Origin of the sequence: Klebsiella sp. CN_Kp088, from assembly GCF_040064335.1 — a bacterium.
Classification (GTDB): domain Bacteria; phylum Pseudomonadota; class Gammaproteobacteria; order Enterobacterales; family Enterobacteriaceae; genus Klebsiella; species Klebsiella aerogenes.
In genome coordinates this window covers 153,738-166,821 of the sequence record NZ_JBEAIQ010000014.1, presented here as the reverse complement: position 1 = coordinate 166,821, position 13,084 = coordinate 153,738, and the positions used below count along the sequence as shown (strand labels likewise).

Here is a 13,084-nt window from a genome sequence, read left to right as displayed (position 1 = left end):
CCTCCTATTGGTACCAGGTATCAAAGTAGGCATAGCCGCTAGCTACTCCCGGAATAACGGTTCTGATACAACCATTATGTAATGCGTACTGGTTAATATATTGCCAAGTTAACGCCGGTGTCACACATCCGCTGCAACCGTAGCGAGCGATAAGATCTATCACGTTCTCAGAGGCTGTTATGGATTTATTTATACCTCCGGCATAGGCAATGCAGTCAATATCATTGATATTTTTATGACCCGGCAGACTAATTTCATTTACATCAGCATATGTGTATGGGCTGCAGTGTACTTTGAAACCACCTTCTCTTTTACTAAAAACAAAGCAACCTACCCGTTCGATAGATAAATTCACACCAGGAATATGATGATATTTCTTTTTTTCTTTACGTTGTTTCATACTTTCTGCAGTGAAAGCTAACAATGGTACAGCTCGGTATCCACCACAGATAACGACAAAATCAAAAACATCCCAGCCGAGATAATCTTGAGCCATTGCCATAGCCTGAAAGAGTGAACTATTTTCACCGCGAATTTTGCAGGTTACATCATTGATGGAAAATTTTTTGATCAGAATCTTTGGTAAAGTATCAATAGTGGATAAATTAAGGCTACTGATATTGTATTCAAACACGCCTGACTCTCCCCATGAATCGATATAGATAAATGCGGTTCGCGATTTAAGTAATAACATCCGTTCTTTTGCTGACAAGCTGTGTAAAGCGGCATCTGATACCTTATCAAGAGCATTTATATAAGGTATATGATCTGGTCGTCTTGTAATCTCGCGCGTGTATACATCATTTCTTGTTCCAAAGCGTTTGAACCTCCAACCATTAGCTCCAGTTGTCTTCAATGCTGTATTGTAGGAGTGTGATTCCCAAACATTTAGCCAGCTTGGATAATATAAATAAAATGGTTCTTCCGGTTCAAGGAAAGAATATGATGACAGATACATATCACTCTCCCTCGTAGCCAGTGTTGGTATTTAAATTAGTCATTAAGAGTGCAATGACGGAACCATCTACACCCAACCCAGTCTTTAATAAATGTTTCTTGTCATGTCTGCTTCCCCTGCCCTCTGTCGGTATATGGCGCGAGACATCATTTATGATGTCATCATTAACAACAGGGAAAATTAACTCACCGTTTTTCAAAGAGTGATAACCAATTACTATATCTATCAATCCTGAACCGGTTGCGGTATAACCGATTTGTCCCTTATAGGCCAGTACTGGAAGAGTCATTTCACTTGTAAATATAGCGATAGCTTTTGCTTCAACATTATCACTTGATGAGGTGCCATTACCGTGAGGTATAAATGCACAAAGTTCTTCTTTTTGCACACCCGAATCATTCAGCAGTGAATTTATTAATTTTAGAATGCTGGCACTTTGCCAGTAGGCATCATTACTACGACCAGCATTAATTTGTTTATAAGCCGAGTAAATGCTTATTCCTGGACTTTTCCCTCGCCCTAATCGATGTCGTTGGTTTTCCAGCAGCATAACACCATAACCCTCAGCAAAAAGCACACCATTGCTATTCACACCAAAGGGTTGAACAATCTCACTATCCAGCATTCCCTGGCTCGCAAGAAACCCCAGATCTTGATATTTAATTTTTGAGATATTGATAATCAGTGCAAGATCAATACCATTTTTTTCAATTGCTCTGGTGGCCAGATGGATAGCTGTTAGCGACGAGTTACTTGTGCAGTTCATATTCGGCGGAAGGTAACTTAATTCATATTTCTTCGCCAGATTGTAAGAAAAGCTATCCTGAGACATATTTTTCACAGCCAGATTTTTAATTGAGGATGTTACCGACACATCCTCCATATCATTATAATTATAGAAATTTCTATAATCCATGACATCGACACGAGGACCGATCCCAGTAATGTACACTCTGACCCTGTCGCCTTTCAGGCAGTCATCATTGAGACCAGCCTGAAGTAAGGCTTCATCGATAAGTCTATACAAATGGTCAAGAGCGCTATCATTATTCTGCTTTAGTTTTGCAATATTTATATTGCCAGAGAACCCACATTCTATAGCTTGGTTATCTGATGCAAACCATGGAGATAAGTTCACGCATTTTCCCTGCTTTAAACTTTCAATTAGCAGCGAACTATTCTCTGCATAAGGCAAACAAACACTGAAACCAGAAATAATTGCTCTTTCGTTCACCGGGCTATCCTTTTATTACAATTGCGTAATAATTACCACCTTCGGTAGCACCAATTAAAAGAGCATACTTGATATTTAGATTTAATGGCTTATGCACAAAATTAATCCTTTTATCAGCGAATGCTTGTGTATAGGGAATGGCAGGAACTGATTGTTTTTTAATACAATCAAGAATCACTGACAGGTTTAAAAGACCCGCAACCGAAGCGACAAAACCAAAGAAAGCATTATAATTCACTACTGGGACACGTGGATTATGGCAATTAAACGACATATAAATTGCATTCATTTCTATCAAAGAATTCACTTCGCTGCCATTGCTGGTACCACATACCAAATCAATATCTTTCGATGTAATACCTGCATCAACAAGCGCACGAGTAATGGCCTGAGACATTGCTGCGGATTTTTCTTCAACCTGAGTGATATCAAAATAGGAATTACTACATGACTTACCATATCCGGCGATTTCGGCCAATACCTCGGCTCCGCGAGAAACCGCAGCCTGTGGGTCTTCTAATAACAGCATACAGGCACCTTCGCCAGGAACATATCCATTCGCCTCTTTAGCATATATCTGATAACCCGAAGCATCTGAGGTCATATGAATTTTATTTGTCACAGCATCCATATACAGAGACATGGAAGGGAAATATTCATCGGCTCCGCCCACAATCACCTGCGGCTGGAGCTGCTGGCGAACAATTTCATAACCATAAGTCAATGCGCCAAGCGCAGCGTTTTCACCTGTCGCCAGCGTTGTCGTATATCCTTTTATCCCCTCGGAAATCCCGCAGAATGTTGTAATTGAGTTCATCAGGGAACCGGGAAATTCAGAAGTACGTACTTTTCTCGGGTCAGGTTTCAAACTCTGCAAATACTTATAGGTTGTCTCTTGTGGACCTCGCGCCATTCCCAGCACCATGCCCAGGTCATTGCCATCGCGTTTAATCTTACGTTTAGCCATATTCAACGTTTCAGTGAGTGCGATGAGAGCAAAAGTCCCGCCGCGCGTTGCTTTACGCGGATCGTATCGGCGTAGATGTTTACGAGGTTCCAGATCTTTTACCTGGTAAGTTTTAAAATTCTTCTCATCCTCCGGCTGTTGATAGGTCTCTTTCTGATATTCAGGACCGAAAATTTCTGTAAGCTGATTGGTTGTTGCCAGTACATCCAACAGTGCATTCGCCTCCTCAAGTGTATCATCAGGGAATACGACACCGCTGAGTTCTACAGGGCTATCTGCTTCATGGATATAGTGAAGGATTTCATTTATCGAGTGGCCTATCGCCGATACTGCGCCAATCCCTGTAATGGCAACACGTTTTGCGTCATAGGAGGTGAGAGGAACAGAGCCAGGTTTTGTACTCACAATCATGCAGCAATTATTGCCGCCGAATGCGTAGTTGTTCTTCATAAAGATATTGATATCTTTTTCCCGGAATGCGTTCGCAACGTAGTCAAGATCGCAATTTGGGCGCGCCAGTGAAAAATTCAACGTTGGTAGAACATTTTGCTCAGGCAGAGTAACCAAACATGCAATCAGCTCAACAATTCCGGCAGCGCCAATATTGTGACCAAAATAGGACTTGGTGGAGCTGATCAATAAATTTTCTGCCCCTGAGAAAACTTTCTTCATCGCCAGAGTCTCTATTTGATCATTGGCTTCAGTGCCTGTGCCATGCGCATTGACGTAATCAATATGCTCAGGTTGCACCCCTGCATTCGCCATTGCTTTCTGCATAACCTGCACTGCGCCATTGGCTCTTGGGTCAGGCCCGGTTTCATGATAGGCATCGCAAGATGTTGCATAAGAGAGAATTTCGCCAAAAATGGTCGCGCCACGAGCAACCGCATGCTCGTACTCTTCCAGTACAACGGCGCCGGCCCCTTCGCCAATCGACATCCCAGATTGCCCTGAAAATGGCGAGCATGATTGCGGATGCATAACATTCAGGGCATAGAATCCAGCGAAGGTAGGCAGATAGATAGGCTCCGTTCCTATCGCTAACATCGCCTTGCTTTTGCCATTCTGGATATAATCAAAAGCCATGCCGACAGCATTCGGACTCGCCGTACAAGCCGTTGCGACGAGTTCCACTCCACCCTTTAGACCCAGAAGCGTAGAAGCGCTGGAACAACATGAAGAAAAGCCGCCTGAGAAAAGAGCTTTACGTAACGAGAAATCGTCAACACGCTGTTCAAAGAGTGGTAGAAATGCTTCAGTCCCCGCCGAAGACACGCCAACAATCAGACCCATCTGTTCCAGACACTGTTGATTGCTGAAAAGGTCCGCCTGATTTAGTGCCTCCTTGCCGACTTTATACGCCCAAAGCGCGGCATTATCGAGTGATGAGACAATCTCTTCGGATAATTCAGGACAATGAATTTCGTGCAACATTTCCGCCGCACGGGCATTCTCAAACCATTTAGAAAAACGAGCACTGTCAGTTATACCATTTTTTTTCTCCAACAGCGCTTGTCTGAAGTCTGTAATATTATCAGCCAGCGACGACAGTATTCCCATACCGGTAATAACTACTCTTTTTCTGCTCGTTTTCATAATATCCTGACATATCCTTAATTTTTATCATTATCCCGTTACTGACGGAAAAACAGTATGAATGAGGCTAACAATTAATACGTTTCAAGCGCGCTCTTAGCCTTCGAAGCATCAACATAGCTATGAGTTGTTGGGTTAATTAATAAACTACGATTATAAATAAATGGAACACTTTGCGTTTTAGCAGCAAATTCTCCGTTTGTAGTTACAATACTAAATCCAGTAATATCCGCTAACGCATAGCATTCATCAATAAGTGCCAACGCAATCCAGTTTTGCTTCGCCGGAGAATATACGGCGTTAACAATGACACCAACCTGATGCCCATTTACCATAACAAGGTCATCAGAATCGATATGGCCACACCCTTCATCCGGTATAATTCCAACAAGTTTACGTTCAGCACTCTTAAGGGATAACTCTTCGACTGCGCTCTTACCGATAAAATCCTCTTTATCGTATTGAATCGCCCACTGCATTTGCAATTCCACTGGATTACGTGAGTAACTAGAATAAAGGCTTTCATCCCATCCTGGATTCTCAATCCTCACCAGCCCTTGATAATCTAAACCACCCGTTTTTAGTAAATATTTTGATCCTATTTCTTGTAGCCTCATCCACATTGTAACCAGGACTGCTTGAGAACCGATTAATTGATATGCAAACTCACCATGTTTACCGCAGCGAAATACCATTAAACCATCATCGGTATTCATATATTCGTAATAAGGCAGACCGATGATATCAAAACCATAAGCTTCCGCCATTATTTCCCAGGCATAGGGGCCTTCCAGCATAACAATCCCCCAATCTTCTCCGTCCATCGATTTGATTTCTGGAATATCCTGTATATCTAGCTCTTCGGCCTTAAGGAGAACTTCATTTAGAATGTTTATAATTTCCTTAGAAGTCATATCCTCTGACAAAATATAATAGCCTTCTTCAGCACAAAGAATATAAACTTCACCGCGGATGGTTCCATCAACGTTAAGTACTAGAGAATAAATACCCTGCTCATCACGGATAATTGATACATCTGCTGAAGCCATGTAGTTCACTAGCGCCCATGCATCATCACCCATCACGCTGGTAATTGACATATGGGAATAATCAACAAGCAAAACATTTTCGCGTACGGCCTTATACTCTTCAAAAATATCATGATATGAAGAAGGCACGCATTTATCATTATAAATGCCCATTAGCGCATTATTTTGCAGGTGAAGTTCAGAAAGTAATTTCATAAAACGTCCTTTTATACATTATAATCAGCTTAGAAAGACTTCTTCTTTAAAATAAAAGATGCCAGATTATTTACACTTCGCATATAAGATGGATCATCACCCTCAGAAACCTGAATATCGAAGATTTTATCAAGCATAACGATAATCTCTGTTGCATCAACAGAATCCAGTTTCAAACCGTTTCCAAACAATGGCGTATCATCATCAATTTGATGAGGTTCACGCTGAACATTCAGACGCTGGATAATCTCGGCTTTAATTTTAACAATTATATTTTTTCTTTTTTCGATTTCGTCATTGATATTGGTCATGCCTGCTCTCCTTGTAATTTAGTAACTTCTCTAAAATTAATAATTACACCCTGGCTAATAATCTTTTTCCCTACGTTAGCTGTAACTGAATAATGCTTAAAACCACTATCATCAGAAAACGAAAGTTTGCTTACTACTTCAATCGTATCTCCGGGGTAAGCTGTCCCTTTAAATTTTAAATTCTGTGAAGCTAATACGCCTCGGACCTGGGCTCGCCGAGTACGTATCGTACTCAGCATATCTGGATGTCTGATAAGAGCGTAGAGGTCACGTAATGAACTAAGATTTTCACCATAGCGTTGTTGATAAATATCACAAATGTCAGTCAGAAATGAATAATATTCACTTGCCTGACCAAATATCTCAGAGATAATGGCTCCAGGCATAATCGGGTCTTCTGGAAAATGCCCAAGAAGATAGGGGTCATTGTAAGTTACATGCTTAATAACTTTAATGAAGCCACTCTCTCCATATTTGTAATCAACTATTTTATCGACCATGATAAGCGGTTGACGCCACCCTCCCATGGCAAGAAAAATTTTAGCTGGTATTGAATACTTAGACATAAATCACCGCATTACCATGCCACCATCGACCACGATGGTTTGCCCAATGATATAGCTTGATGCGGCAGAGCTTAAATAAACGATGACATCAGCTACTTCGTCGCACCTTCCTAGTCTTTTTAATGGAATAGAGTTAGTCACTTCGCGAACGACAGTGCGTGGAACCTTCTTCGCCATTTTAGACTCAATCATCCCTGGCGCCACCGCATTGACACGTACCCCCCGTGGCGCCAGTTCCGCCGCAAGCGTACGGGTAAAGCTTAGTATGGCCCCTTTTGATGCACTATAGTTGGCCTGTCCGACGCTTGGAACAATAGCAGCCACAGACGCAACATTAATTACAGCGGGTGTTTCCGCTGAACGTAATAACATTAGTGCTTCTTTCGTCAATCGGAACAAACTAAGGAGATTAGTATTGATAACCGAATAAAAATCATCAAAGCTCATTGATGCAAAGAGGCTATCTTTAACAATCCCTGTATTATTTACCAGTACATCCAGTCTCCCGGCTTCTCTGGTCAAGTGCTCGCACAGCGCTATAACTTCGTCTTGCTTCGAAAGATCGCAAGGTAAGATGTGAAGCAGCTCACCAGCGATGTGATTTTCTTTCAGACTAAGCAATGGCCCGGCATTCGTCTTATACAGTGCATAAACCGTACATTTTTGCTCGAGAAACTTTCCACAAATTGCAAGCCCTATGTCGCCGCTGGCGCCAGTAACCAGCACTTTCTTACCTATTAGATCGTTATAGTTATACATTTATAGTGAGTGCCTTAATTTAATAAATAATGGTTGCGGCTATCGCATAAGTTCGACAATGCGAAATGCTTAGTGAAATATTCATAATATATTGTTCATTAAGTATATCTTTGATCTTGCCTGACACTATAAAGTCTGGTTTTCCATTTTCGTCATGCGTGACTTCAATATCATGAAAACAAATGCCATGACTAAATCCATAACCAACAGCTTTTACCAAAGACTCCTTCGCCGCCCAAAAACCTGCCGCACGTTCATAATTAGAATCAATAATTCCAATATCTCTGATTTCATTAGCTGTAAAAACTCTCGAGAGAAAACCTGATTTTTCATTGGTTATAGCTTTTTCGATCCGGGCTACTTCGACTATATCAGTACCAATACGCATAATATCCTTCCATGGAGATTAAATTTGGTAAGCAAGATTAAAGTTAATCTTATAGCTGTCTACATCCAGATCATCCGGATATAGAAAGGGTGAAGATAATGAAGCATCATATTCCAGCGCTTTAACAGCCCCTTTTATACCGAAAACTCCCCCTATTATTTTCTTACCGTTAAGATCCTGCGAAGGTAGCTTACCAATTATTTGACCATAATCCGTGCCAATATAGGGGACGAAACCATTATATCCAGCAACCACATTTAGCGTGTTTTGTAAGAAGAACCCTTTATTACCATAAATACCATCACTATTTTGAAAACCACGCACACTCCAGCGATCGCCTATTGTGAATTGATCCTGCAACGTCAAATTATCTGGTGAATACTGAGCCCCAATATTCAGTTCGTAATAGGCGTTAACGGGTAACATAGTTAACCATTTCACATAGTTCACATTCAGATTCAAAATCTGACTTCGCTTACTAACGGTCCCTGTACGCATGTCTGGTGTATCAGTACCGCCAAAAGCCTTAGTAAACCGCTGCCAGGTTAACGTTGAATCCAGCGCAGCTCCGGTAAAGTTTCTTTTATAATTTAAGCCTAACCGTATGTTGCCCATATCACGCTTTTGCAAAACTAGCTCTGTGCCTCCCAATGTATAGTCATACTTCCGTCTGATCAGTTCGGCACTCGCAGACAATTTAGAGTTCACATTGCGGTAAAGCATACGATTACTTTTGAGACTGAAATATTCCGTCTCACCTACATAGTCAAAAGTATATGCACCAAGATCAATACCCTGAGTTGATTTACTTTTACTATAAAAAAGACTGAGATCGGTGTAACCAAAAGGCACACTATAATAGGCACTAGCATTTTTATAACCCCCGGTTTGGCTACCTGTTCCCGCAAGATAAAAAACATCGCTCAAGCTAGTGATATTATATAAATACCCCACTCCACCAATAAGTTGGTTTCCTGTGCTGTCATCACCATAGTTATTATACGAAGTTCTGGCACTCCATATTTTTTTTCGTTGTGTATTAATTACCAGATTGCTCGTGCCATTTTCAGGGCCTGGCACTATGTTAATTTTAACATCAACCTCAGGTGTTCTCTGTATATTTTCCAAACCCTGCTCAACATCCCTAATATTGAGAATATCACCTTGTGAAAATGGCAAAACCCACTTACTTATATCGTTATCAACAATGATAATCTCAGAAATCCTTCCAGGTATCACTGCTAACTTTAATTTTTTAGTCAAGAGATCTTGAGATGGAATTTCCACCCTCGTTGTTATATAGCCTGCATTTATATAGTAATCTTGAAAAAGCACAGCCGCTTTTTTCAACCCATTCATTCCTAAGCATTTTCCAGCAACCATTTTTTTTATTTTATTTAATCCGCGGTCGTCTAAAAAATCATTACTAAGTACTAATTCATCAATTTGAAAACACGGATTTTCCAACGGGAATGTGCTATCGGTTTCTTTTTTTGCGATAGCATCGGAGAACACATCCTTTTGTTCTATTTTTCGGTCTTTGAAAGCAGCGTTATCATTGTTTTGCTGCTCTTTTACAAGCCGCCCTAACTGAGCATCAGCCGCTACTGCAGGGCCAGCAATCAACAATACCAGGCTAATAATTACTATATTGCGAATATCCATTTCATACCCTAATCAGGTAAAAGCAGTAATCCCTTACCGCTTTTACCTTCAACCTAAGTTATTTACCTACAACGGTACCAAATACATTTACAACATTGGCAGTAGTCTCAAGTCCTTGAGCGCCGCCTAATACAGCCCAGAAACCAGTATTGACTATTTTCTTGGCATTGATAACAGCCTTACCGCTGGTATACAAATTACCGTAGTTGTAAATATTATTACTTGCAGTGACATTTAACTGACTATCAGCAACCAGGTTAGACCAGTTCGAGATATTTTTAGCGGTGACATTAGTAGTCTTAGCTGTAATATTCGCGCCGAGATTATTAGTTAAATCATTAGCAGTGGTGATATTAAGTGTATTACCAGATGCAATATCGCTGTTATTAGTAATAGTTTTGCCAGTCAGATTTAAATCACCACCTGCATTAAAGGCGTGATTATTTGTCACGTAACCGGAAGTATTTACTGTCAGATTGCCTGCTGCATTCACCCATCCAGTGTTATTGTAGTCACCAGTAATATTAATTAAAATATCACTATCTGAAGAGATGATACCGGTAGCGGTATTTTTGGCAACAGAGCCACTTGCTTTTGATGATATCGTAGTTGCATCAATCTGCATATTGCCTGAACTATAAATTGTTGCGTAATCAGCAGCAACTTTCTTCGCAGCAATCGTCATTTTTCCGGAATTAGCAATAATTTGCCCTTTGTTACTTGCGAGATCGCCAGTCAGATTAATATTTACATCACCGGTTTGCGCAATAATACGGCCAGATTCGTTATTCAGACTCTTAGCCGTAATATCAACCCCTTCACCGCCAATTAGACCGCCTTGCTGATTCCCGTAGCCGAAGTATTGCCCCACGTAGAAACCAAATTTGTCACTGTCAGTACTGGTGATTTTACCAACCGCATTAAGCGCTAGTTTTTGATCAGCAACCATCATAGTATATTTAGCATCGATATCAGCTCCGGACTCGATACTGATATTTTTAGCTTTAATGACTGAACTGTCTGTGCTAACGGTGTTGGCTTTGATAGTAACATCACCGTTTACTGAAGTTATCACTCCCAATCGACTGTAGTAATTATCGAGATCGATATTTACACCTTCTCCGCCGTTAATACCGGATTGGCTGGTATTCATGTCGCGACCAGTAATTGAAACAGTCTTACTGCTTTCAATTTTACCCATATAGTTATCAATATCACTGGTGGTTTGGATACTCACATCACCATCTGAGGCAATTTCGCCAGCCCAGTTGAATAAGTAGTCAGCAGCAATCTCGATGCCATTACCTGAGACGATACCCAAGGATTCACCGCCCGTGGTATCGGCCGATTTGTTGTCATTATTTTTTACTGCTTTAGTTGTCGTTAATTTTACAGCACCAGAACTGGAGCGAATCAAGCCACTTACGTTTTCAATGTTTCCAGTACTTTCAACTTCGACATTGCCTGTTGAATCAATAGTACCGCCATTATTGGTTAATGATGTATTTTTCAGGCCAACATAGCCAGCATGAATCTGACCGTTGTTATTATCAAAACTACCTGATTCGATAGCAACGATACCCGCCTCAATACCCGCGGTTTTAGCTTTACCAGTATTGGTAAAAGTATTGCCACTGGTATTGACAGCCAGCGTTTGGCCAGCAGCCAGTTTCCCATTGCTATTATCGAACTTACCGCTATTAATGTAGTTGTTAGTGGTTGCTAATATGTTACCACCATTGATATTACTTACTTTATTGCCCGCAGTATCAATAGCAATCATTTTATCGCTGTTGATTTTTCCTGCACTATTTTCCAGAACACCATTGGTGTTTAAGGTGATATCGCCACTGGATTGTATAACCGCGTTGTTGTTAAGCAGTTTACCGTTACTGGTAATCTTAATACCGCTATCCCCGGCAGAAATCGTCCCCAGGTTACGTACACCTACGCCACTTTCGGTGCTGACCAGGCTAATTTTATTCGCATACATACCACCGAGCTTAGAAACATCCACGCCATAGGTACTTGCGTTACCGGTTGGCGTAACGGAGTCGGTGACCACACCGTCGGCGTTGATCGCATTACTCCCCGCGACGATCTTAAGCTCACTTGCAGAAAGCGCTCCCTTCACAACGATACTACGCGCCAGAATTTCGGTCGGCGATTCGCTCTGAAATCCATTTACAGTAATCGTTCCACCATTTACGGAATAGCCATTTAATAGCCCATCGTCACCTATCTTTGGCGTACCAGTCGTCAATGTCCCTTTTTCAGCATTGATGAACCCACCACCCTGAGTCGTGATGCCATTAGGGTTGGCAATGATTAAGTGAGCGGAATCACCTGCAACTTCCATCATGCCATTAATGGTACTGGCATTCGTTGAAGTCACTTCGTTAAGAATAACCATGGCGCTGCGGTCGGTAAGATTTGGGTTAGCCGCAATCTGCCCTGCCAGCACGGACTGTGCTGCGCTGGTCGCGTTATTAAAAATAACGCCTTCGGTGCCAACATTCAGCGTGTCATATACGTTATGTGAAAGGCCATTACTGTTCGCTTTCGCGATATTAACAACCGGCACCCCATTGGAGGCTTCAGTAACGCTGCCATTTTTAATCGAAATTTCCGCTTGCGCCATTACAGGCATCAACAGTAATAATGATGCCGCAATCGGGTTTAATTTAACGGACTTTTTTTTATTTTCGTGATATTTCATATGAACCTTTCTAAGATAGTATTGATTGAGTGCAGCCAAAAGGAATGCCCTGTACAGGTGCATTCTCTTCTGACTATTTTAAGCACGCGTTATGCGTACAAATCCCTGTGAAAAGCACGTAAACCCATCAAACGTTATATTCGGCTCTACTCAGCAAATTATATAAATACATTGCGACCGCTTATACACATCTGGAACAAAGAAAGCTGATTAAATTCATACAAAATATGAGACATCCTTTGCCCATGCATGAAGACTAATTACTTTTTTAAGCGCCGGTAATCCATATATTGACCACACGCGAAGTCCAGTATTTGAGCGCTGTGTGATAAATAATGACATACTTCACGCCATATCCTTATTCCGTTACAGTTTCCCCGATTAACACAATGAATAAAAAGTGAATTATTTACCTGCATAATCAACTTCCTTCACTTCATGATTAAGATCAACAATGTACGCCTCTCCGCCCTTATCGATTATTGATCGCGTAATTTCCTCACGTTTATATGAATTCATATTTATGAATTACAATTTGATTAAAAATAGTAATGCCAGCCAGCTGTAGGTAGTGAAAAAGCAATGTGAAACGCATCGTAAAGGGTGACGCAGGTCAGAGAAGAGAGGGTGGAGAGCGCTGAATTTGCCGGAGAGCGGCTTAAGCCTTCTCCGGCATC

The 13,084-nt window shown here is 41.2% G+C and carries 10 protein-coding genes; all 10 read right to left on the bottom strand.

Annotated elements, in window-relative coordinates; translation table 11 throughout:
• Positions 1-4: 4 nt before the first annotated feature.
• On the bottom strand, positions 5-958 hold the full coding sequence (locus ABLV08_RS04360; RefSeq protein ID WP_348855603.1) for an ATP-binding protein: 954 nt from the start codon (positions 956-958) through the stop codon (positions 5-7).
• Position 959: 1 nt separating this feature from the next.
• On the bottom strand, positions 960-2,192 hold the full coding sequence (locus ABLV08_RS04355; RefSeq protein ID WP_348855602.1) for a beta-ketoacyl synthase N-terminal-like domain-containing protein: 1,233 nt from the start codon (positions 2,190-2,192) through the stop codon (positions 960-962).
• A gap of 4 nt (positions 2,193-2,196) precedes the next feature.
• On the bottom strand, positions 2,197-4,755 hold the full coding sequence (locus ABLV08_RS04350; protein WP_348855601.1) for a beta-ketoacyl-[acyl-carrier-protein] synthase family protein: 2,559 nt from the start codon (positions 4,753-4,755) through the stop codon (positions 2,197-2,199).
• A 74-nt stretch (positions 4,756-4,829) separates the two neighbouring features.
• Entirely contained in the window at positions 4,830-5,999 is a 1,170-nt protein-coding gene (locus ABLV08_RS04345) for an aminomethyltransferase family protein (RefSeq protein ID WP_015704573.1), read from the bottom strand.
• A 29-nt stretch (positions 6,000-6,028) separates the two neighbouring features.
• Positions 6,029-6,310 carry a phosphopantetheine-binding protein gene (locus ABLV08_RS04340; protein ID WP_015704572.1) on the bottom strand — a complete coding sequence of 94 codons (282 nt, stop codon included), beginning with the start codon at positions 6,308-6,310 and terminating at the stop codon, positions 6,029-6,031.
• Complete coding sequence (locus tag ABLV08_RS04335) at positions 6,307-6,876, bottom strand: 3-hydroxyacyl-ACP dehydratase FabZ family protein (RefSeq protein ID WP_015704571.1); 570 nt, start codon at positions 6,874-6,876, stop codon at positions 6,307-6,309. The genes ABLV08_RS04340 and ABLV08_RS04335 overlap by 4 nt, the downstream gene beginning before the upstream one ends.
• Before the next feature lie 3 nt (positions 6,877-6,879).
• Positions 6,880-7,635, bottom strand: coding sequence for an SDR family NAD(P)-dependent oxidoreductase (locus tag ABLV08_RS04330; protein WP_047056089.1), 756 nt, complete (start codon positions 7,633-7,635; stop codon positions 6,880-6,882).
• A gap of 19 nt (positions 7,636-7,654) precedes the next feature.
• On the bottom strand, positions 7,655-8,023 hold the full coding sequence (gene acpS, locus ABLV08_RS04325) for a holo-ACP synthase (protein WP_045381043.1): 369 nt from the start codon (positions 8,021-8,023) through the stop codon (positions 7,655-7,657).
• Positions 8,024-8,041: 18 nt separating this feature from the next.
• Positions 8,042-9,688 (bottom strand): ShlB/FhaC/HecB family hemolysin secretion/activation protein, encoded by a 1,647-nt coding sequence (locus ABLV08_RS04320; RefSeq protein WP_348855599.1) that lies wholly within the window; start codon positions 9,686-9,688, stop codon positions 8,042-8,044.
• 58 nt (positions 9,689-9,746) lie between these two features.
• Entirely contained in the window at positions 9,747-12,446 is a 2,700-nt protein-coding gene (locus ABLV08_RS04315; RefSeq protein ID WP_348855598.1) for a filamentous hemagglutinin N-terminal domain-containing protein, read from the bottom strand.
• Positions 12,447-13,084 lie beyond the last annotated feature (638 nt).

What these genes read in the sequence shown, in the direction of transcription:
- ABLV08_RS04360 (WP_348855603.1), bottom strand. Translation starts at nt 958, where the DNA reads ATGTATCTGTCATCATATTCTTTCCTTGAACCGGAAGAACCATTTTAT.
- ABLV08_RS04350 (WP_348855601.1), bottom strand. Translation starts at nt 4,755, where the DNA reads ATGAAAACGAGCAGAAAAAGAGTAGTTATTACCGGTATGGGAATACTG.
- ABLV08_RS04345 (WP_015704573.1), bottom strand. Translation starts at nt 5,999, where the DNA reads ATGAAATTACTTTCTGAACTTCACCTGCAAAATAATGCGCTAATGGGC.
- ABLV08_RS04340 (WP_015704572.1), bottom strand. Translation starts at nt 6,310, where the DNA reads ATGACCAATATCAATGACGAAATCGAAAAAAGAAAAAATATAATTGTT.
- ABLV08_RS04335 (WP_015704571.1), bottom strand. Translation starts at nt 6,876, where the DNA reads ATGTCTAAGTATTCAATACCAGCTAAAATTTTTCTTGCCATGGGAGGG.
- ABLV08_RS04330 (WP_047056089.1), bottom strand. Translation starts at nt 7,635, where the DNA reads ATGTATAACTATAACGATCTAATAGGTAAGAAAGTGCTGGTTACTGGC.
- acpS (WP_045381043.1), bottom strand. Translation starts at nt 8,023, where the DNA reads ATGCGTATTGGTACTGATATAGTCGAAGTAGCCCGGATCGAAAAAGCT.
- ABLV08_RS04320 (WP_348855599.1), bottom strand. Translation starts at nt 9,688, where the DNA reads ATGGATATTCGCAATATAGTAATTATTAGCCTGGTATTGTTGATTGCT.